Below are 20,352 nucleotides of genomic sequence, written 5' to 3'. Positions count from 1 at the left end.
GTCTTTTCTTTACAGTCGCTTTATTACTATTCGGTAGTAATTCATTGTCAGCCAGTAGAAAAAGAAATAAATAATCCCGTATACTGCATCCGCTATTAAAACAGGGACTATCAGACTTTCACCGGTTAGATTCGTAATGACGTTCAGCGCAAATAGACTGTGCAAGATACCAATTACTAAAGGCAAACCAAACGTAAACAGCTGCTGCTTTCGCACGGCGCTCATCATTTGAGACACTGAAAACCCAAGCTTACGCAGTACTTCAAATCTTTTGCGCTCTTGTTCAGCTTCTGAGATTTGCTTAAAATAAATAATACTGCCCGTTGCCATCAAAAAGACGAGCCCTAAAAATCCTCCAATAAAAATAAACAATCCTTTACTCATTAAGCCTGCCTGAAACACATCATAGTATGAAGTACGGCTTTCTCCAGCCACTTTTGCGATTTGATGATAGTTCTTAGTAAGTTCATTTTGTTTGTTTCCATCATCGGTATTAAATACGTACACCGCTTGCTTTTGTCCAGCTTTTAAAAGCTTGTTAAATGTATCGTGGTTGACTACAAACTGATAGCCGGCACTGTCAGAATCAAGAATGAGCAAAGGCTCGGATTTAACGACTTTTAAAGCAAGCTGTTCTGATTTGCTCAGCTCCACAGCTGCGGTTTTACCTGTACTAGGTTTAAACACTTTTCCTTTTGCCATTGAATCAAAAATAACGGTTTCGTTTGCGCTTAGCTCAGGGACCGAAACGCCATTCTTACGTACTTCTTCTTCATCTAAAAAGCTGATTTGTTCCCTATCTTTATAGTAGCCCGATGTAATAAATCGAAAATCCGATAAATCAGCAGAGTGCTTCACGATATGATAGACGTACCGATTTGATTGGATATCTAGCTCATCCAGTACATCCATAAATTCTTGCGCTGCTTTTTTGCTGTGCAGCGTATAGTCATAAGGCTGCATGCTTCTGGCGTCGGCTTTTGTATTGTAGTACGAGGAATACGTCACACCAACTGCTACAAGTGTAGTAGCCGACAAAATCGTAATTAGGGTTAACACTCGTGCATTTGCTTTAATTCGATACATCATAGTAGAAACGCTTAGCATATTTGCAAACGAATAATATCGGTTTGCATGCTCTCGGTAAAGCCCCATCAGCCACTCAATTGTGGCTTTAAAAAGTAAAAATGTACCGAAAATGACCGAGAACAGTACAACGGCTACAATTAGAAAAAACTTAGGTGTCACAATGTTTCCAGATGAAAGGTAGTATCCGTAGCCAACGAGTAAGATACCCAGTCCTCCCACTACAATTGAGCGTTTCGAATTCATTTTATTTACGCGTTCACTTTTGCTTTCTGCTTGAAACAGATCTAATAGCGTATAGCGGTACATAATAAAATAGCCTTGAAACGATATAAAAATGGTAACAATCAAAAACACTACGGCTGTTTTTAAAACCGCTTGAAAAGAAAATGTGAGCGTAATCGAAAGCGACAGTCCCATAAGCTTTAGTAAAAACAGCACAAACAGCCTTGAAAACACGGTACCTAGTAAAATACCGACCACCAAAGAAAAAATCCCCAGCAGCATATTCTCATAAAAAATCATTTTTCCAATCGTACGTTTTTCAATGCCGACTAAATGATACAGTCCGAGCTCTCTCTTACGCTGCCTGATAAAAAATGAGTTTGTGTACCAAATAAAGACAACAATAAAGGTAAGCAGAACGTAGTTTGAAGCATTAAAAATGCCCTGCAGCCTCAGCTCTTCTCCAATAAACTTTGAAATCGATTGGTCGTACTGAAGCGTAGCAAACACATAGTACACAATAATACTAAAAATCATTGAAAAGAAATAAAGGCTGTACCGGCTAATATTTTTGCGCATATTCTTTTTAACAAGATCAAATACGGTCATAGCCTTCACCGCCTAATGCGCCTTGAATGTTCATAATTCGTTTAAAAAATGCTTGTCTCGTTTGTTCGCCTTTAAACAGCTCCGTGTAAATTTGTCCGTCTTTAATAAACAGCACGCGGCTGCAGTAGCTTGAAGCCAGCGGATCATGCGTCACCATAATAATCGTGGCACGGTCTTCTTGATTTAATTGCGACAGCTTTTCAAGAAGGCTTGAAGCAGCTTTGGAATCAAGAGCTCCGGTAGGTTCATCGGCGAAAATAACAGCTGGATTCGTAATCATTGCTCTCGCTGCTGCAACGCGCTGTTTTTGTCCGCCAGAAATCTCATAAGGATACTTATCCGCCAGCTCATAGATGCCTAGTCGCGTTGCGGTGTCTTTAAGCTTCGCTTCCATCTCTTTCTTAGACATTTTTGTAACCGTAAGCGGCAGAAGAATATTTTCTTTTACCGTTAACGTATCCAATAAATTATAATCTTGAAAAATAAACCCTAAATGATTGCGTCTGAAAGCAGACAGCTTCTTATCTTTCATGAGCGCCACGTTTTCTCCTTGAATCCATATCTCGCCATCGGTGGGACGGTCAATCGTTGAAAGAATGTTCATCAGCGTCGTTTTTCCCGCTCCAGATGGTCCCATAATACCGACAAACTCTCCTTCTTCGATTGTAAAATCAATTCCTTTTAGCGCTTCGTATACATTTCCTCTTGCTCCAAACGTTTTAGTTACATTTTTTCCTTCAAGAACAATGCTCACTTTCCCTCCTCCTTTCGTTCTTTTGTAGGCCACACGCTTTTCACTCGCTGCGGCAGCTCATTCTTTGTTATAATGTCATATTTCCGAACTTCATTGCCTCGAACGAAAAGGTCAATAGCCGTTCCTTCTTTTAACTGTTTAATCGTTGTAAATGTTTGAAACGTTGTTTGTCCTTTTTCGTTTATCACTGAAATTGTATATTGAACTCGTCCATACTCATCCACTTTTTTTGCTTCTTTTGGGATAATCCCGTATTGATGCTCCGTTGCGGCTTTTTGATAAATCTTTATTCCTCCTATACCTGCTCCTACAACCAAAAGCAGAGCTAAAAGGCTAATCCACTTTCGCTTCATGTACCTTCCCTCCTTGTGTATAGCTCTATCTTACTTTGAAACAAGGAAAGATTCGTTTGAAGCAGATGACAATCTCAGCGTGCAATCTTACATTTTTGAAAGGTTATCAAAAGAATTCAGTTTGTAGAAGGTCAGGATCACCGTGGTGCCTTCGTGTAAAAGTGAATTCACTTCTATTCGATGGCCAAGAGCATCTGTAATTTTTTTTGAAAAATACAGCCCTAGCCCCGTAGCTCCCTTCGTTTTTCTTCCCGCATTTCCTGTGAATCCTTTTTCAAAAACCCGGGGAAGATCTTGAGTTGGAATCCCTTTTCCTTGATCAGTGATAAATAACTTTACGTACTTTGGCGTTTCTTCACTAAAAAAAGAAAGCTTTCCTTCTAGAGGGCTATATTTAATGGCGTTAGACAGCACTTGCCTCACAACAAACTGCACCCACTTTGGATCAGTGTGCACCAGTATGTCTAGATTTTTTTCATCAATATGCAGTTTCTTTTCAATACACCATTTTGAGAAGTACGCAACGTTTGGAAAAACAAGTTCGCTTAGCGACACTGCCTGCACCTGATAATCTTTTTCTAAGTACTGCAGGCGTGCAGAATATAAATTCTGATCTACTAATCCGTCAATTTTCATCCACTCATCTTCAATATCCTTTAGCCAAGGCCATTTATAAAGCTCTGTACGATGAGCATTAATAAGCAGCTTCATCGCAGTAAGCGGCGTCTTGATCTCATGAACCCAAGTCGTTACATATTCCTGCTGCTCTCGCTGCTGTACGTGAAGAGCATGAGTTTGTCTGCGATACACACGATCTATATGCTGCAGCAAACTCAGCATATCTTCATCTGCTTTTGTTCGAACATATGGCTGCATTTCTTGCAAATCGTACGCATCATTCCGCAGCATTAAGCTCAACTTTTTTAGAAATCTTCTTTCTTTTACTCCTCTCCATAAAATAAACAGAATCAGCAGACACAGCGTTAATAGATTCAAATACCAAAACGAAGTGGAGGACACCTTAATATCATACTCAAGCAGCAGCAGAGCATCGATTACACTCAGCCATATAAGAACAAATAAAATCCAGCTTAGTCTCTCTCTTAAAAAACTTTTCCACATCTTAATTCACCAAATATCCTTGGCCTTTTTTGGTCACAATTCTATCATTCAGCCCGATGTCTTCCAGCTTGGTGCGAATGCGTGTGATGTTGACAGAAAGCGTATTGTCACTTACAAATTTCTCATCTTCCCATAACCTTCGCATAAGCTCTTCTCGCGATACAATCTTGCCTCGTTCTTCCAAAAGAAGCCGTAAAATAAAAAATTCATTTTTCGTTAAATGAATTTCTTGATCGTTGTAATGCAAACTTCCTTTTTTTAAGTCTAGCACCGCGCCGTTCCACTCGATAACGTCTGAAATCGTATCTCCATATGAATACGTTCTGCGCAGAAGGGCCTGCACTTTAGCAACAAGAACATCCAAGTTAAACGGCTTTTGAATATAGTCATCTGCCCCAACATTCATTGCCATAACAATATCCATTGGATGTTCACGAGAGGAAAGAAAGACGATAGGAATTTTTGAAACCGTACGTATTTGCTGACACCAGTAAAACCCGTCATATACAGGCAAATTCACGTCTAAAATAACAAGCTCTGGGCTTTCTCCAATAAATACTTCCATTACCTTTTGAAAGTCTTCTACTCCAGCCACTTCAAATGACCACTGTTCAAATTTCTCTTTCACTAATTCATATATTTTATCATCGTCTTCTACAATTAAAATTTTCATACATTCACCTCTGTATTGTCCGATATATTATGTATAACCCACTGTTGAATACTTTCTTAAAAGCTCATCTAATTCATTAGCATGACAGCAATTTTCTTAAAAATAAACCATTTATTTCTGTAAAACGAAGACTGAACGAGTATTATCGTAGTGTAAACTTGTATATGTTACAAGTTTCCCTGTACAAATACTACAAAATAATGACAATATCGTTAATAAGTAATCTTTAAACTCCATTAAATGCTCATTTTTTGTTACTATAGTATATAAGATGAAAACTTAAACTAATTTGACATGTGGATATGTAAAAAGGAGCTAGTTATCAATGAGTGTACCCAACAAATTACGCGACAACGCAATGGTGATGTTAAAAGAGACAAGCCGAACATTTTTTATTCCAATTAGCCACTTGCCGGCAGAATTGCAGGATGCAGTAGGATCTGCTTACTTATGTATGAGGGCAATTGATGAAATTGAAGATCACCCTGAGCTAGAAGCCGGTGTAAAAAGCCGCTTGCTTTACGCCATTAGTGACCTGTTAAAAAAGTCTTTTAACGAAGACAAGTACATGGCATTAGTAGGTCCTTATCAAGCTGATTTACCTGACGTAACGCTTCAGCTCGGCAACTGGATTGCGCTTTGTCCGACTGGAGTTGCAGATCAAGTATTAGATGCAACTTCTATTATGGCCAAAGGAATGGCCGATTGGGTAGAAAAAGACTGGCATATTCAAAATGAAGCAGATTTAGATGACTATACGTTCTACGTAGCTGGTCTAGTAGGTGTGATGCTTAATGACATTTGGAAATGGTATGACGGCACGGAAACAGACAAAGAATTAGCTATTGCGTTTGGACGCGGCTTGCAGTCTGTTAATATCCTGCGTAATACCTCGGAAGATTCAGAACGCGGAGTCAGCTTCTTTCCTAACAATTGGAGCAGAGAAGATATGTTTGCCTACGCTCGCCGCAATCTTTCACTAGGAAAGAAATATTTAGAAGATGTCAAATCGCTTCCGATCCTTCATTTCTGTAAAATTCCGTTAGCGCTTGCTGATGGAACATTAAACGCCTTGATGAAAGGAAAAGAAAAAATGACGCGTGACGATGTAAATAAAACGGTAAATGAAGTTGTGGATATGTAAAAACAAAAGCACGGAGCCCCTGGGTTCCGTGCTTTTTATATCTCTACCTGCAGACTTTCATATAAAGCGACTATTTCTCCTTCAATAATAGGGTAGTGTTTCAGGGTCGGAACACTTGAAAGCTTTGGCGCTCGTTTTTGCTCAGCTGCTGCAGCTAGCTGAGCAAATGTTTCCTGAAGCTCTCGTTTCTCCGTTTCTAACAGCTCATATCCTTCAAACGACGCAAGAAGCATATAACCTAACTGCTGTGTAGCGACAACTGCAGGCCACAACCCTTCTAGTTTGACGGCCGTTTTAGAATATTCTCCAATCACATTATCGTACAGGGCCCGAAGATTAACGAGTTCTCCTTGAAGCTTATTTCTTTCTCGTTTAATTCTTTCTTCATCTTGTTCGGTGCTTAGCATTTCTAAAAACTGTCCTTCTTTTCGTATCACATCTCCCAGCAAATATGGCAAACGAAGTGAAGAAGCTCGTTTAAAAATCACTACCGTGCCGACTACTCCAATAACAGAACCAATGACAATATCAATCACTCGAGCAGACGTAAAGTAGCTAATCGCTTTATCTGGATGACCGCTTTCAGCAATTAAAAGAGCATTTGGTGTGATAAAGAGCGTGCCGAGCGCGTAGTTTTTAACAATTACAATTTCAATCGTCGACTGAAGCACAAAGACAATGAGCGCAATGACGATTCCCGTTGGTTCAAGCATCAGAATCCCGGTTCCAATTAAAATACCTAAAATGGTTCCGACAGAGCGCTGAATACCTCGCTGAACCGTTGCACGAACGGTTGCTCCAAGCATCACTCCCGCGCACGTAAGCGGAATCCAGTAAGACCTTGGAATATTTGTCGTATAGGCAACGGCTGCGGCGATGATCATAATAATTCCGTAGCGCAAAGCATTTTTAAGCACATAAGAACGTTTGTGAAAAGCAGCTTTTAAGCGTGTTTTTACGCTGCCTTGTGAAAATTGAATATACTCCGTTTCTTTTAATTCTTTCATTTGAAGAACGTCATTTACATCCAATAGCAATGTACGCAGCTCTTCTTTGATGGACAGCTCTTCAATTTCTTCTCGAACGTCTCGAATTTTTTTATGCTTTTTTAACGTGGCCATTTCAGATGCGAACGTTTCAATCACCGCCTGTGCTTTTTTAGAAACAGCTGGATTAAAATCGTTCGCAGCGGCCATCACAAAGATAAACAGCCCTTCGGCTTTTTGATTTAATAAAAACAGACGATGCGCAAACGATGATTTTTTTCGATTAATTTTCGCTTGCTTCATCGCTGTTTCCGCTGCTCGAAGCTCGACAACCGTTTTATGCTGCTCGGCGTGAAATGATTCCGTACCAAGAGACCCGACAAATGAAGCTAGCTGCCTGTACGCTTTCGCCACAGCGGCAGTTTCAGGTCCGCGCGGGTTAATAAGCCAGCCGCTCATGCTAATACACCAAGATAGTGTCCCTCCTAAAAAAACGAGTCCTGCGTGCAAAAAAACAGCCTGCAAATTCGGCGCTGGAATGCTCGTGCTCACAGCAAATGAAAGGACAAAAAACATGGCAGAAGGTCCTGGAATTTTTAACGCTCCGAAAACATAAACCGATACAGCTCCAATAACACCAAATAAAATAGTTTTCATCCAAGCTACGTCAGCAAATAACGAGCCGAGTGTAAAGCACAGTGTAACGCCAAGCAAAGCTAAAAATAACTTAACAGCACGCTGCGCATAAGGCTCATCTTTTGTATACAAATATGTAAAGCCGCCAATGCTTGCAATGAGTCCGTACTGCAAATGATCAAACAAAATCCCTATCAAAATCGGCAGGCTTGAAGACAAGCCTGAGCTGATTCCTCTTACCCACGGAGAAGAAGCGTGGTTAAAGCGAAAAGCGGCTTTGATTCCCGGCGCTTTTGGAGAAGCCTCAATTTTATGATGAATTTCCGTATGATTATATGTTGGTGACTTTTTGTCATCACTCACCTTGACCTCCTCCTTTCTCTCCATATATCTTTCCTGTTCTTAAAACGAGATAAACCTAAAAAACCGCTGTTCCTATCCGTATTGTGTTTAGGAACAGCGGTTTTTATCCTTATAAGCAGCGTACAGTAAAAACAAAAAGCAGATGAAACGAATGTCTCATCTGCTTTTTACTAACAGCTCTACTGCTTCTTTTACTAAGTTTTCGGTATTCTCGCCTTTTTCAATGCTTTCTCTTACACATTGTTCAAGATTGGTGCTGACAATAACACCCATCGTGCGATCAATTGCGCTTCTGGCTGCTGAGAGCTGTGTCACAATGTCACGGCAGTCTTTTCCTTGTTCCATCATATTTAAGACACCTTTTAACTGACCTTCAATACGTTTCAAACGATTTTTAACTTGCTTATCATATTCCATCATACTACTACCTCCGCTCATGCATGATTGCGCTTCTTGCTTTTAAGCTGTACGCAAGAAGTAAATGTATACACAACTTTATACCTATTAGGGTATGATGTCAAGTAAAGGAAGTTTAACATAAATGTTAATACTTGTTTACAACGTATTTATTGTCCTGTAATCTAAACTTAGCAATCTGACAGTATAGTTAAGCTGTAAAAACGACTTACACTGGAGGTTTGAGATGGCTACATACGGGAAAAAATTAATGGCAAGTCTATTCATTATCATGGCATGTATTCTAGGGTTTATGGGGCATGCGGCTTTTTTAGCTCCTGAAAAAACGGAAGCTGAAGTAAATTATGATGCGACACTTTATTTTCCGTTAGACCGATATCCTGAAACGGGTGATCATATTCGTGACGCGATTGCCGCTGGGCACTCTTCCGTTTGTACAATTGATCGCGACGGTGCTGAAGCGAACCGAGAAGAATCCCTGAAAGGATATCCGACAAAAACAGGTTATGACCGTGATGAATGGCCAATGGCTATGTGCGAAGAAGGCGGAGCAGGAGCTGACATTCGCTATATTTCACCTTCTGATAACCGCGGAGCCGGCTCATGGGTTGGAAATCAGTTAGAACAGTATCCAGATGGTACACGCGTACAATTTATCGTTCAATAATAGCAGAACAAGCTTTACTTTGAAGAGGTGAAATCATGAAAACAAAATGGAAAGAACAAGAGCTAACCATGTCTTATCATCAGTTTACGCTGTTTCAAAAAGGACAGCCAAAGCCCCATCACGACTGGAGCGATGAAGATATTCAAAAAGGATATGTCGCAGACGATAAAGCTATTTCATTTGAAGCCGTATCAAACACCAAAGCCATTATTGAAGTATGGGTAAACGAAACTCCAGACGCATCAAAGGCTGAAAAGACCACTCGCCTTCCTTTTCACGTCGAAAGCGATGGGATCGAAATTAAAAGCGTCCTATCTGAAACCTTAAGCTATGACATTCCAAACGGGTATTATTACGTCACATCCCTGACTATTCCTCTTCAAGAAAAAACAAACTCAGGCCTTTATCTAGTGAAGTATTTGCTGCATTTTGAAAGTCAATAAAAAGCAGGCAGCCTACTGTAAACAGTTCAGGTAATATACAACAGTAATAACTCATAAAAGCTCAGAGCGATATATAGCTCTGAGCTTTTTGGTGCAAGATGCTAAAATATCCATCCGTTAAAAACCATACCTAAATTAATAATAAAATGAAAAACTATGGCTGGGTATATGCTTTTCGTCTTTAAAACGACAAATGCATAGAAAAGCCCACCAAGAGAAAAAAGTAAACTCATGATTACAGGAATTCCTATTGATATGTGCAAAAGACCGAATCCAATACTCGTAATGAAAACAGCATAAAAAGTGGGAAGATTACTCTTTAAATGAGATAACATGATCCCTCTCCAAAGCAACTCTTCTAAGATAGCGTTTATAACGGAGAATACTATACCGTATATGACGAATGATTTTGTATAGCTTATATCTTCAACGAACAGTAACGGTACAAAGATTGTAGCCGAACCAATCAGACCAAACATTAAAAAGTACGTTAGCTTAATCGAATGATATGGCATCACTATATGTTTCTGCCAGTCTGATAATGATGCAAAAAGAAATACCTTCTGATTCGTTTTATAGTAGCGGAAATTTAACCAAACAATTTTTATTTAAGCAATGAGAATAAGCTGAATCCATCCATAAAAACAAAAAATCGAGGATAAAACCTTTGCGATTTCATCCTCGATTTCCTTTACTAATCCTACTGTTACTTTCTCAGATAATCAAAACACTGGCCGTCTTCTTTTTATTGTGCTTGATATTCATAAGTTTCTTTATTCGATATAAACGGGCTGATTTCACCAAGCGAGAATAGGTGCAGCTCATGCATCGCTCTTGTGCATGCCGTATAAAATAAATTACGCTCGTATTCATCTTGGTAACATTCACTCGACGCATTGTAAATGATGACGGCATCAAATTCAATTCCTTTTGCTAAGTAAGCTGGCAGAACAAGCATGCCTTTTTCAAATGAACTTGTTTCTTTTGTCAGCAGCCTTGCAGACATCGCTTCAGGAAGTGCTTGGAATGCCTGAAGACTTTCCTCAGCTGTTTTGGCAATAACGGCAATCGTTTTATAGTTTTGCTGCTTCAATTCATTAATTTTGTGTATGATTGCCTCATGCAGGTCTTGGACGTTATCTGCAGCCGTAACGGTTGGCTTCGCACCGTCTCGATTAAACGGCTCGATTAAATGGCCATTTGCCACCATATCTCTTGAAAACTCGACAATTTGACGCGTTGATCGGTAGCTTCTCGTAAGAGTCAGCGTTTCTGCTTCTTTCTCTTCGTACAGTTCGCTTGAAAGAATGGTCGGTGCGTTCAAGGCGTGCGCATAGATCGCTTGATTCAAGTCTCCAAGCAGCGTCATTCTGGCATGCGGAAACAGCTCTTTTAAAAACGCCAGCTGAAACGGTGAATAGTCCTGTGCTTCATCAATAAACAAATAGCGAATGACAGGATTAGCTTTGCGCCCTTCAATTTGATCTTTTATATATAAGTAAGGCGTTACGTCTTCATAAGACAGCTTCATGTTCATGACTCTTTGCACCGTGTTTTTAGCAGTGTCTTCCCATCCTTCTACATGTAGAAAAAGGTGACTCCTTTCAAACAGCTGCATATAGATACGTCGAATGTCGATAAATTTAAGCTGCTTGATCGCCTGCTTAATAAATTTCATTTTCTTAGCTACAACGGCCTTGGCTAAATACGCTTGTTCCCGGTCGAAATCATCAAATGAGCTTTCCGTATAGCCTTCCTTTTTCTGCAGATGCTGATAGGCCTCTACATAATCTTCTTTTTCTAAGAGCTGAATTTCTTCTTGAACCCAATCTTTTTTGCGCTCAAGTTTTTCAAGCTGATTAATGAGTTTAAGCGCCCACTCGGCTACGAGCTGCATCCTGTTAGGAATGGAAATTCCCGTATCAAGCGAATAGAAATAAGACAGCAAACGCCGAGCAGATAAAACAATTTCGCCGCGAAACTTAATGTTTTTAAAAATGATGTCTTTAGTAGACAGTTCTTCAATATACGCATCTACCTGCTTTTTAAATTCACGGCTTGCTTTGTAGCGAATTTCCTGCATTTTTTGCTTTTTTGCCGCAGCATCTTTTTCCGTTAGCAAATATTCGATTTGAACGAACAAGTCCTCCACTTCAAACTCGTTTCCTAACCGGCCATCGGCATATTGCTGAAACGTTGTTTGTTTCATATTGTCTTCTCCAAGCTCCGGAAGAACGGTTGAGACGTAGCTGTTAAAAAGCGGATTTGGTGAAAACAGCATCATGTTTTCTGCAGTCAGCTGCTTTCGGTGATGATAGAGAAGATAAGCCACGCGCTGAAGAGCCGCAGACGTTTTACCGCTCCCTGCTACTCCTTGAACGATCAGCACTTTATTTTTTTCATTTCGAATAATTTGGTTTTGTTCTTTTTGAATGGTCGCTACAATACTTTTCATTTGACTGCTTGCATTGTGTCCGAGCACTTCTTGAAGCAGCTCGTCGCGAATGGTAATCCCTGTATCAAACATGCTTTTAATTACGCTATTTTCGATAATAAACTGACGCTTTAGCTTCATCTCGCCTTTAATCGCTTCACCTGGCGTTTCGTACTGCGCTTTTCCCGGTGAATAATCATAATAAAGACTCGAAATAGGCGCACGCCAATCATAAATTAAAAACTCTTCATCTTTTTGATCCATTAAAGAGCCCACGCCCACATAAATAGCTTCTGCTTCTTTTTCACCATTTTCTATAAAATCAAAACGTCCAAAATAAGGGGATTGCGTTAATTTTTTTAATGTTTTTAATTGATCATACGCTTGTCTATGGGTAATTTCACGTTCAGCTAAAAGTTCTGCCTGCTGCTTAATGCTCGTAAATGTCTCAATCACGTCATCTGGCTCATCCATATTAACCGTAACATCGTCCCAAAACGTGCTTCGCAAATCGACAATTTCGCCTTTTACGTTTCCTACGCTTTTACCTATTTTTTCAGCTTTTTGGCTGATTTCTTCTACTACCCAATCAACTCGCTGCTGTTCTTCTGTTAAATTTTTGTCTTTCACTTATCCACACCCCTTACACACGTTACCCGATAACAAAACTTGTTACCGGGTAAAAGCGATCGTTGTTTATTTTTTTCAGAGTCTACATACTTCCCTACTGAGTTCGTAAATCCCTGCTATGTAACCATATTATGTCTTAATTTCCACCGTTAGTATACTGAAAAATAATGAACTCCACAACAAAAAGGGCTGAGAAAGTCTCAAGCCCCTTATCTTCATAGGTCGTTCCTCTACTTATTAGCTATTACTGTTTCCAAAAAGTTAGCAGATGAATGATGGCTGACACCACTTCTACCCCTTGAAACGCCAGTAAACCTGCTGCTGCCGCTGTAAACAATCCGACTACCGCTTCTTTAAAAATGAATGGCATTGATACCAGCTCCTTTGCTTATTTAAAATAAGTAGATTTGTTATCATTCTACTCCTTTTTTCAGAATTTTCAATACTTTTTTATCAACAAAATAAAATAAAAACGCTTTCACTTTATTTTTATAAAGTGAAAGCGTTTTTTAAGCTTCCTTTTCTAATGCGTTCAGCGTAAGTGAATATTCTAATCCTTTTCCTTTTTGCACAACGTGCTGCACTTTGCCCATGTTGCACGCTTCTTGCGCACTAACGGTCATGCCGTTTGTTAACTTGAGCTGCACAGGTTCTTCCGCAATTCGTACATCGCATGCTAAAGCTAACTCATATCCTCCGCCAAACGTAAAGTTTGTAAGAAGCGCAATCGTTTGTTTGGAGCTGCATGAAATACGCTGAAAAATCGCTCGAGCTGCTACTGCATGAATTGGCTGATAAAGCCTTCCTGTTTCTTCACGTAGGAAAGAGGTTGTTCTATGATCTCCGTTCATTTTATAGTACTCTCCCATAAATACAATAGATCCAACCGACCCATCGTGCTGCAGCTCATTCATCGTTTCTTGCAGCTCATACATGACTTCACTGTTCAAACGATTAAGCATTGACTGATTCATTCGTACAACCGCCACATGATTTCTTTTTTCTACTTTGATAAACCTTTTCATCGTTCCTCCGCCCTTTCCCCTGTTGTTCTTTATAAATAAAGCGCTTTCAAAATATTTCGCTTTTTGATAGAAAAGTTATTTTCATAGTTTCATCATACAACAAACTCATAATTATTTCCATTACTTTTTTAATTTTCCGTCAATAATCCCCTGAATCATTTCCATTTTTTTATCAAATAAGACGTGCTATAGTATAAACAGCACAAATGCAGCTGAACTCACTGATAAAAGGAGTAATCACTATGAAATACGACTTAACAAAATGGGAGCCTCACGGCTATTCTTGCCCTGTGGAAGCAGCCGTTGATGTAGTCGGAGGCAAATGGAAAAGCGTCATTTTGTATCAATTATCGAAGGAACGCCGGCGCTTTAATGAACTGCGCAGACTCATTCCTGGCGTGACGCAGCGAATGCTCACGCTGCAGCTTCGCGAACTCGAGCGCGACGGAATTATCCACCGCGAAGTCTATAAACAAGTTCCGCCTAAAGTAGAATATTATTTAACACCCTTTGGAGAAACGCTCATCCCTATTATCGAGCTGATGTTTAAATGGGGATATGATCATACCGATAAAATTGCTGAAGCGAGAATTCAAGCAGAGAAAGAGTAAAAAGCACGCAAAGCGTGCTTTTTTTATACATGTTTACGAATCAATAATTCTTTTAATCCGTACACAAACGTGCTTTCAATCGGCTTTAACTCAAATGACGGGCTCCAGTCCATCTGCGGATAGCGGTCAATCAGCTCGGCCAGCATAATTTTTGCTTCTATTCGAGCAAGGGGTGCTCCTAAGCAAAAATGAATGCCTCTTCCAAATGCCATGTGCACATTTGGCTTTCGATCGATTTTAAATACATCCGGGTCTTCAAAATACTCCGCGTCTCGATGCGCAGATCCCATCCATGGAACCACGTGTTCGCCCGCTTTTAGTTTCTTGCCTGCAAGAGTCACATCTTCTTTTACGATTCGGTGAAGAGCCTGAACGGGTGAACGATAGCGAAGAACTTCTTCAATCGCAGAAGGCAAAAGTTCTTTCTCTCGTTTGAGTCGTTCAAAAGAAGCTTTATCTTCCATTAAACAATAAATCGTATTTGAAATTAAATTTGTGGTTGTTTCGTTTCCAGCAATCAGCAGCAAAATAGAAAAACCGACGATTTCTTCATCCGTTAGCTGTTTCCCTTCTTCTTTTGCCTGAAGAAGCACGGAGATAATATCATCTCCTGGACGCGTGCGTTTTTCTTCAATGATTCGATAAAAATAAGTTTCTAGCTCATCATTTGCTTTCATTTTCTCTTGCTGCAATTTTTCGAGCGTTTCACGTTCATTATTAGAAGGACCGGCTACGATAATATCGGACCAATCTTTAAACTGACGCTGATCTTCTATCGGCACGCCTAAAATATCGGCAATTACCATAACCGGAAGCGGATAGGACAGATGCTCGACTATATCAATATCTTCAAGATGCTCAACTTCTTGTAATAATTCAGCTGTAATACGCGCAATTTTAGGCTCCCATGCTTTCATTGCTTTAGGCGTAAAAGCTTTATTAACAAGTGCTCTCATTTCAGCATGCTTAGGCGGATCAATATTAATTAGACTCGTTCCTAGAGCAGTTTGTCTTTGGTTTTGTGGAGGTCTTCGATCAGAAGAAAAAATATTCTTTTGTTCTAGCACTTCTTTGACCCCGTCATAGTGAAAAACATCCCATACCTGCCTTTCTTCATCCCATTGCACAGGCGCGGTGTTTCTCATCTCTTCATACCATGAAAAAGGATTAAAGCGCTCTTCTTTTGTTTGAATTGTATTCACTTGACGGACAATTCCGTTTTCTCTTTCGGTTTTCATGTTAAAACCTCCCCGTATCGTTCAAATAGAATGACTATGTAGTCATCTATGACCAAATAGTACCATATATACGAATTTTCTTAAAAATGATAGCTGTATATTTTAGTAAAAATGAATCGATAGAAGGATATTTTTTACAAAAAAGGGTAGGCGCATAGCGCCTACCTTTTTAAGAATAATGTTCTTCTGGTTTTTGTAATCGGTTGTCTAACGCGTACGCGCCGCTTCCTGCTAGAATCATATGAAGCGAAACGACAAAAAGGGCAACCTCAAGCTCATAGCCGCCTGTAAAACCAGCACCGCTTTTCGCTGTAAAAATAGCGCCAATCATCACAACCGCAAACAAGACACCGATTAAACGCGTTTGAAATCCAAGAATCATAGCGGCTCCCCCTACGAATTCAATAACCGCAACCGCATAAGCGAAAAACGCAGGAATGCCCATGCTGTGGAAAAAACCGACCGTATTATCAATACCACTTTGGAATTTGCCAAGGCCATGAATAAAAAACGTTAGCCCTAACATAAGACGAAGTAAAAACGTTCCAAGCTGATAGCTTTTCATTTCTTTTCCTCCTTTTTTACTTTTGTCTGCACATGTAACAATTTTAGTTACAACTGTGAACAAATTCAAGGGGTTAGAACAGAAAAACAAGATATCAGCAAATTTCTTTCCTTATCTTAAACGTTTCTTTTGTAAGTGAGCACCCACCCACACTCCCTACTCAGTCGCGCTGAAGATACGAGAGAAATGCAAAAATATGATCCTGAATAATGAGTTCTGCTGTAGCAGAATGGCTCTTTAATAATAGGTGTTCAGAATATCGAAATCGGTTAAATTTATTTACATCAACATGGTGAACGGCCTGCACATGAAAACCTTCTATGATGGCTTTTATTTGGGCAAAAGGCGGTACAGCAAGAGATTCGGGCTTAATTTTCTCCAGGCACTCTCTACTTATGGCATGAGGAACAGCAGTCATGGAGCTCATTAATAAATCTTTTCTTCCTATTGTCTCGTTCAATACGTACTTCCACCCCTGCACAACATGCGTGAGCTTCGCTTCATCTTCACATACGTTTAAAGCTACATCAAAGCCGCTCGCTACCGCTGAAGCAAACGGATACAACTCTTGAGCTGAAAGAACAAAATCCCCGTCTATAAAGAGAAGAATATCTCCCGTTGCTGCAAGGGCCCCCGCAGCTCTTCCGCAGTCATGCCCTAACCGCTCATCGTAGACGAGGGTTTTGACACCCTGTTCTTTGGCATAAGCCTCCGACTGATCAGTGGAACCGTTAATCACGACAATGATTTCTAACGGCTCAAGTTTTCTTGCTTCTGCAATCACTTGTTTGATTGTTTGTTCTTCGTTGCAAACTGGAATAATAACAGACAGCTGTTTTCCTCCATAAAAAGAAGATAATTTCCCCCAGCCGTGCTCAACAACTGAAATGGGCTGCGTAAGTATATCCACTCGCCCTTTACGATTTGATGCAAGCGTATAGTATGTTTGAAGAAGCTGCTGGTAGGATTGAATTCGCTCTTTGGTGCGCAGCGGGCGATCAAATGGACGAAAGTTTCCTTTCCCCTGTGTTTCAATCGACATAGACATACTTACGCGGTATTGTGTTAAAAATGTCACAAATAACGAAAGAGGCGGCAGCTCCCAGTAGTTCTTCAACACGCTTAACTGTACCCCGTAAGGCGCTTTTAAATAAGCGTTGGCGTGGTGAGGCTTCCCAATCGCATGATGCAAAACCCTACTCCACATCAGCTCGCTGCGGTTAAAAGCATTCATTTTCATTTTCCCCCACTTGTTTAGCACAACATCGCTATGTCCAAATAACAAAGGCTGAACAAAACGCTCAAGCTCGGAAGCCGAAAGAATAATGTCTCCGTCTACAAACAAGACGGCATCTCCTTTGGCAGTCTTTGCTCCTTCCATTCTCGCTTCATGTGGAGACATACGCTTTTTTATTACTTTTACCGTGCACCCTTCTTCTTTCGCTATTTTTACTGAAGCATCTGTACAGCCATTTGCGACCACAATAATCTCAAGCACGTTTACTTTTTTAATTTGCTTAAGCACAGTTTTTAGCGTTTCTTCTTCATTGTAAACGGGCAGCACGACAGAAAGAGTTTTCATTGATATCCCCCCTAAAAAAAGAACCACTGAACAATTCAGCGGCTTCATTCATTTAAAATACCTCTTGTATCCACAACTTTTTTTGCGTATTTTACAATCGACCAGTCGATTTGACTGTGATCGGTTAACACAAGTACAACATCGCTTTTTTTAACTTCTTCTTTTGTCAGCGGGACTGAGAAATACGTTTGCTTATTTAATATAGCGGAGTCAATGTAAGGGTCATGATACGTCAGCTCATATCCTTTTGTTAAAAGACCTTCACATACCGTCAGCGCCGGCGATTCACGCATATCATTTACGTCTTTTTTATACGCCATGCCCACAACAAACACGCGTTTCTCATTTGCTGCGAGCTGCTTTTCAACACGTTTAATTACTTTATTCGGCATTTCTTCATTAATATGATGAGCAGCTTCAATAAGTTCGCTTGTTAACCCATTTTGCTTTAGTTTCCATAAAAAATAAAGCGGATCAACGGGTATGCAATGTCCTCCAATTCCGGGACCTGGATAATACGGCGTGAACCCAAACGGCTTAGTAGATGCCGCCTGTAAGACCTCATGAAAATCAATCCCTAATTCCTCACACAGTTCATTTGTTTCATTCACCAACGAAATATTGACAAGACGCTGAATGTTTTCAAACAGCTTGCACATTTCCGCTACTTTTGGAGAAGAAACAGGTACGACTTGCTGAAAAATACTTTTATAAAACGTCTGCACGTGATAAAGGCAGTCTTTGCTGTAGCCGCTAATCACTTTTGGAATATACTCAATGTCGTACGACTTGTTTGCTGGATCGACTCGTTCTGGAGAGTAAGCTAAATAAAAATCAACTCCCGCTTGCAAATCAGACTCCTTTAAAATAGGTAAAACAACTTCTTCAAGCGTGCCTGGATAGGTAGAGCTTTCATAAATAACGGTTTGTCCTTTTACCATATGTTCTTTCAAAAACGTAGATGCGCTAATAACGGGTCCTAAGTCCGGATTATGATTCTCTGTAATAGGAGTTGGCACGGTCACCACTACATAATCGCATGCTTGAAATGCGGAAATACCTTTTTTTAATTCATATGCTTGAAAGTTTTTCTCTCTTTGAATCACATCATTACGTACATCTGGAATATAGCTTTCCCCTTGTTTTAGCGCTTCAATTTTCCGGACGTCAATATCAAGTCCAATCACGGTGTAGTTTTTCTTAGCAAACAAAAGAGCAAGCGGCAGTCCCACATACCCTAGACCAATAACGGCAACTTTTTTATTCATTCTTCAACACCTCAAACAAAAGATCATGTCTTCGTATGTCGGGAAGAAATTCGCCTCTTTCGCTAGTTTGGCTAATATAGTACGCCATGGCCTCTACATAATCTCCTAAAATTCGCTGAGTTGATGCTGCTAGACCTTTGACTTTCATATGCTCTTTTCGAATCCGATTTGTTCGCGCCACATCCACAAAATGAACAGGCTGGACATTAAAGCCGTACATAATACTTTTTAATTGAAATAAAGGCGGAATAATAAGAGATTCGTAGCCTACTTTCTCCATTACATCTCGTTTAATGGCATGGGGAATAGCCGTTGTTGTATTAATTGTTAAATCAGGACGTTTACAGACAAGGTTCAGAAAATATTTGGCAGTACTTACCGAGTGAATAGGATGCACTTCGTCAAGCAGACACTCTAAATTATTAAGCGCTACATCAATGCCTTGTTCAGCTGCTTCTAAATACCGCCGTAAATCTTCCGCGGAAATCACAATGTCTCCATCTATGAACAAGCAAACTTCACCGCTGCTGTACATCGCACCGATTGCTCGAGGTACATTATGTCCAAGCCGCTGCTTGTAATGAAGAACAGTAGCACCCGCTTCAATTGCTCGCTTAACCGTCACTTCGTCTGCCCCGTTGGCAACCACGATGATTTCTTCCACTCCGGCTTTTTTCACTTCTTGAATCACGCTTGCAATCGTTTCTTTTTCTTCACCTACTGGAATAACAGCACTGTACTTAACGCCTGCTTTCCGCTTCACGCTTGGTGTGTAAGCGGAAACAACTTCTCGGTTTCGATCGCCGTCTGTTAGTCCTCCTCTTATGCCTTTTTCTTCGATAAGATGAGCTAACGCTTTAATGTGGTCTCCAATAATATAATTAGTGGAAATAGGAAAAGGTGAATTGGTAGGAATTGTTTTGTGGGTGGTTCTAATCTTATTTGTATAAATAACGTCTGAAGAACACGGTGCAACGATTGACATTCCTTTTAAAAGAGCAATCGTTTGAGCGAGCGGGGGATGAGCTAAATTCTCATATCCAATTTCAGCAGCCGATGTTTTTTTTATGGCATGAGGAATGGCTGTTAATGCTTGAACGGATAAATCTTCGCGCTGTAAGCACAAGTTCAGCATATATTTTGCAACAGAAACAGGATGAGGATGCACCTTTCGTTTCATAATCCACGTAAGGTTATTCAAGGCGATATCATGACCGGTTTCTATAGCTTGCGTATATTTTATCAGCTCTTGATGAGGAACCGCGATATCTCCGTCCAAAAAAAGCAAAATGTCTCCTTTTGCTTTTTTAGCCCCAATGGCTCTTCCGATATTAATGCCAAGAGCTTCCTCATAATAAATGACGCGGCAGCCTGCATCCTTGGCTATTGCCTTAGTTGCGTCACTAGATCCATTTACGACGACAATAATCTCAAACGGCTTCATTTTCTGAACTTCTTTAATAACAGGTAACAAAGAATCGGCTTCGTTACAGGCTGGAATAATCACTGATACTTTCAAAC

Annotated in this window: 20 protein-coding genes; 4 read left to right on the top strand and 16 right to left on the bottom strand. The window is 40.1% G+C overall.

The window, feature by feature from the left end; translation table 11 throughout:
• Window positions 1-9: 9 nt before the first annotated feature.
• From AC1DEF_RS05215 to AC1DEF_RS05195, 5 genes are all read right to left on the bottom strand, one after another.
• Window positions 10-1,920: an ABC transporter permease gene (locus tag AC1DEF_RS05215; RefSeq protein ID WP_097823156.1), complete on the bottom strand. Its 1,911-nt coding sequence runs from the start codon at window positions 1,918-1,920 to the stop codon at window positions 10-12.
• A complete protein-coding gene (locus AC1DEF_RS05210; RefSeq protein ID WP_043978480.1) occupies window positions 1,907-2,674 on the bottom strand; it encodes an ABC transporter ATP-binding protein in 768 nt (255 codons plus the stop codon). Before AC1DEF_RS05210 ends, AC1DEF_RS05215 begins: the two co-directional genes overlap by 14 nt.
• Window positions 2,671-3,027, bottom strand: coding sequence for a DUF1093 domain-containing protein (locus AC1DEF_RS05205; protein WP_097823157.1), 357 nt, complete (start codon window positions 3,025-3,027; stop codon window positions 2,671-2,673). Before AC1DEF_RS05205 ends, AC1DEF_RS05210 begins: the two co-directional genes overlap by 4 nt.
• Before the next feature lie 87 nt (window positions 3,028-3,114).
• Window positions 3,115-4,149 carry a sensor histidine kinase gene (locus tag AC1DEF_RS05200; RefSeq protein WP_097823158.1) on the bottom strand — a complete coding sequence of 345 codons (1,035 nt, stop codon included), beginning with the start codon at window positions 4,147-4,149 and terminating at the stop codon, window positions 3,115-3,117.
• A gap of 1 nt (window position 4,150) precedes the next feature.
• Entirely contained in the window at window positions 4,151-4,822 is a 672-nt protein-coding gene (locus AC1DEF_RS05195) for a response regulator transcription factor (protein WP_097823159.1), read from the bottom strand.
• 325 nt (window positions 4,823-5,147) lie between these two features.
• Here AC1DEF_RS05195 and AC1DEF_RS05190 point away from each other — a divergent pair, with 325 nt between their 5' ends.
• Complete coding sequence (locus tag AC1DEF_RS05190; protein ID WP_097823160.1) at window positions 5,148-5,966, top strand: squalene/phytoene synthase family protein; 819 nt, start codon at window positions 5,148-5,150, stop codon at window positions 5,964-5,966.
• A gap of 35 nt (window positions 5,967-6,001) precedes the next feature.
• On the opposite strand, the gene AC1DEF_RS05185 is transcribed toward AC1DEF_RS05190, so the two are convergent.
• Together AC1DEF_RS05185 and AC1DEF_RS05180 are read right to left on the bottom strand one after the other, a co-directional pair.
• Complete coding sequence (locus AC1DEF_RS05185) at window positions 6,002-7,951, bottom strand: FUSC family protein (RefSeq protein WP_318331439.1); 1,950 nt, start codon at window positions 7,949-7,951, stop codon at window positions 6,002-6,004.
• Window positions 7,952-8,107: 156 nt separating this feature from the next.
• Window positions 8,108-8,368 carry a metal-sensitive transcriptional regulator gene (locus AC1DEF_RS05180; RefSeq protein ID WP_013058561.1) on the bottom strand — a complete coding sequence of 87 codons (261 nt, stop codon included), beginning with the start codon at window positions 8,366-8,368 and terminating at the stop codon, window positions 8,108-8,110.
• A 292-nt stretch (window positions 8,369-8,660) separates the two neighbouring features.
• Here AC1DEF_RS05180 and AC1DEF_RS05175 point away from each other — a divergent pair, with 292 nt between their 5' ends.
• Window positions 8,661-9,035, top strand: coding sequence for a NucA/NucB deoxyribonuclease domain-containing protein (locus AC1DEF_RS05175; RefSeq protein WP_223269005.1), 375 nt, complete (start codon window positions 8,661-8,663; stop codon window positions 9,033-9,035).
• 35 nt (window positions 9,036-9,070) lie between these two features.
• Entirely contained in the window at window positions 9,071-9,478 is a 408-nt protein-coding gene (gene comJ / locus AC1DEF_RS05170) for a competence protein ComJ (RefSeq protein ID WP_097823162.1), read from the top strand.
• Window positions 9,479-9,579: 101 nt separating this feature from the next.
• Here comJ and AC1DEF_RS05165 read toward each other — a convergent pair whose 3' ends face one another.
• The 4 genes from AC1DEF_RS05165 to AC1DEF_RS05150 form a co-directional block, all read right to left on the bottom strand.
• Complete coding sequence (locus AC1DEF_RS05165) at window positions 9,580-9,993, bottom strand: lysostaphin resistance A-like protein (RefSeq protein ID WP_368484538.1); 414 nt, start codon at window positions 9,991-9,993, stop codon at window positions 9,580-9,582.
• Between the two features lie 230 nt (window positions 9,994-10,223).
• Window positions 10,224-12,542 (bottom strand): RNA polymerase recycling motor HelD, encoded by a 2,319-nt coding sequence (helD, locus tag AC1DEF_RS05160; RefSeq protein WP_043978457.1) that lies wholly within the window; start codon window positions 12,540-12,542, stop codon window positions 10,224-10,226.
• 244 nt (window positions 12,543-12,786) lie between these two features.
• Window positions 12,787-12,912: a hypothetical protein gene (locus AC1DEF_RS05155; RefSeq protein WP_016765178.1), complete on the bottom strand. Its 126-nt coding sequence runs from the start codon at window positions 12,910-12,912 to the stop codon at window positions 12,787-12,789.
• A gap of 139 nt (window positions 12,913-13,051) precedes the next feature.
• Window positions 13,052-13,567: an enoyl-CoA hydratase/isomerase family protein gene (locus tag AC1DEF_RS05150; RefSeq protein ID WP_043978456.1), complete on the bottom strand. Its 516-nt coding sequence runs from the start codon at window positions 13,565-13,567 to the stop codon at window positions 13,052-13,054.
• Between the two features lie 242 nt (window positions 13,568-13,809).
• Here AC1DEF_RS05150 and AC1DEF_RS05145 point away from each other — a divergent pair, with 242 nt between their 5' ends.
• A complete protein-coding gene (locus tag AC1DEF_RS05145) occupies window positions 13,810-14,178 on the top strand; it encodes a winged helix-turn-helix transcriptional regulator (protein ID WP_013084552.1) in 369 nt (122 codons plus the stop codon).
• A 23-nt stretch (window positions 14,179-14,201) separates the two neighbouring features.
• On the opposite strand, the gene AC1DEF_RS05140 is transcribed toward AC1DEF_RS05145, so the two are convergent.
• From AC1DEF_RS05140 to AC1DEF_RS05120, 5 genes are all read right to left on the bottom strand, one after another.
• On the bottom strand, window positions 14,202-15,416 hold the full coding sequence (locus AC1DEF_RS05140; RefSeq protein WP_043978453.1) for a cytochrome P450: 1,215 nt from the start codon (window positions 15,414-15,416) through the stop codon (window positions 14,202-14,204).
• 169 nt (window positions 15,417-15,585) lie between these two features.
• The gene (locus AC1DEF_RS05135) at window positions 15,586-15,981 is read right to left on the bottom strand and encodes a DoxX family protein (protein ID WP_097823163.1); all 396 of its coding nucleotides are present in this window, start codon (window positions 15,979-15,981) and stop codon (window positions 15,586-15,588) included.
• A gap of 160 nt (window positions 15,982-16,141) precedes the next feature.
• The gene (locus AC1DEF_RS05130) at window positions 16,142-17,563 is read right to left on the bottom strand and encodes a glycosyltransferase family 2 protein (RefSeq protein WP_097823164.1); all 1,422 of its coding nucleotides are present in this window, start codon (window positions 17,561-17,563) and stop codon (window positions 16,142-16,144) included.
• 44 nt (window positions 17,564-17,607) lie between these two features.
• Complete coding sequence (locus AC1DEF_RS05125) at window positions 17,608-18,831, bottom strand: nucleotide sugar dehydrogenase (protein WP_097823165.1); 1,224 nt, start codon at window positions 18,829-18,831, stop codon at window positions 17,608-17,610.
• Window positions 18,824-20,350, bottom strand: coding sequence for a glycosyltransferase family 2 protein (locus AC1DEF_RS05120; protein ID WP_097823166.1), 1,527 nt, complete (start codon window positions 20,348-20,350; stop codon window positions 18,824-18,826). Before AC1DEF_RS05120 ends, AC1DEF_RS05125 begins: the two co-directional genes overlap by 8 nt.
• Window positions 20,351-20,352 lie beyond the last annotated feature (2 nt).

The organism is Priestia sp. 10L35 (genome assembly GCF_056395685.1).
Note: the sequence above shows the minus strand (reverse complement) of the source record. Positions and strands in the feature narration are given on the sequence as shown.

What these genes read in the sequence shown, in the direction of transcription:
- AC1DEF_RS05215 (WP_097823156.1), bottom strand. Translation starts at nt 1,920, where the DNA reads ATGACCGTATTTGATCTTGTTAAAAAGAATATGCGCAAAAATATTAGC.
- AC1DEF_RS05205 (WP_097823157.1), bottom strand. Translation starts at nt 3,027, where the DNA reads ATGAAGCGAAAGTGGATTAGCCTTTTAGCTCTGCTTTTGGTTGTAGGA.
- AC1DEF_RS05200 (WP_097823158.1), bottom strand. Translation starts at nt 4,149, where the DNA reads ATGTGGAAAAGTTTTTTAAGAGAGAGACTAAGCTGGATTTTATTTGTT.
- AC1DEF_RS05195 (WP_097823159.1), bottom strand. Translation starts at nt 4,822, where the DNA reads ATGAAAATTTTAATTGTAGAAGACGATGATAAAATATATGAATTAGTG.
- AC1DEF_RS05190 (WP_097823160.1), top strand. Translation starts at nt 5,148, where the DNA reads ATGAGTGTACCCAACAAATTACGCGACAACGCAATGGTGATGTTAAAA.
- AC1DEF_RS05180 (WP_013058561.1), bottom strand. Translation starts at nt 8,368, where the DNA reads ATGGAATATGATAAGCAAGTTAAAAATCGTTTGAAACGTATTGAAGGT.
- AC1DEF_RS05175 (WP_223269005.1), top strand. Translation starts at nt 8,661, where the DNA reads ATGGGGCATGCGGCTTTTTTAGCTCCTGAAAAAACGGAAGCTGAAGTA.
- comJ (WP_097823162.1), top strand. Translation starts at nt 9,071, where the DNA reads ATGAAAACAAAATGGAAAGAACAAGAGCTAACCATGTCTTATCATCAG.
- AC1DEF_RS05165 (WP_368484538.1), bottom strand. Translation starts at nt 9,993, where the DNA reads ATGCCATATCATTCGATTAAGCTAACGTACTTTTTAATGTTTGGTCTG.
- AC1DEF_RS05155 (WP_016765178.1), bottom strand. Translation starts at nt 12,912, where the DNA reads ATGCCATTCATTTTTAAAGAAGCGGTAGTCGGATTGTTTACAGCGGCA.
- AC1DEF_RS05150 (WP_043978456.1), bottom strand. Translation starts at nt 13,567, where the DNA reads ATGAAAAGGTTTATCAAAGTAGAAAAAAGAAATCATGTGGCGGTTGTA.
- AC1DEF_RS05145 (WP_013084552.1), top strand. Translation starts at nt 13,810, where the DNA reads ATGAAATACGACTTAACAAAATGGGAGCCTCACGGCTATTCTTGCCCT.
- AC1DEF_RS05140 (WP_043978453.1), bottom strand. Translation starts at nt 15,416, where the DNA reads ATGAAAACCGAAAGAGAAAACGGAATTGTCCGTCAAGTGAATACAATT.
- AC1DEF_RS05135 (WP_097823163.1), bottom strand. Translation starts at nt 15,981, where the DNA reads ATGAAAAGCTATCAGCTTGGAACGTTTTTACTTCGTCTTATGTTAGGG.
- AC1DEF_RS05130 (WP_097823164.1), bottom strand. Translation starts at nt 17,563, where the DNA reads ATGAAAACTCTTTCTGTCGTGCTGCCCGTTTACAATGAAGAAGAAACG.
- AC1DEF_RS05125 (WP_097823165.1), bottom strand. Translation starts at nt 18,831, where the DNA reads ATGAATAAAAAAGTTGCCGTTATTGGTCTAGGGTATGTGGGACTGCCG.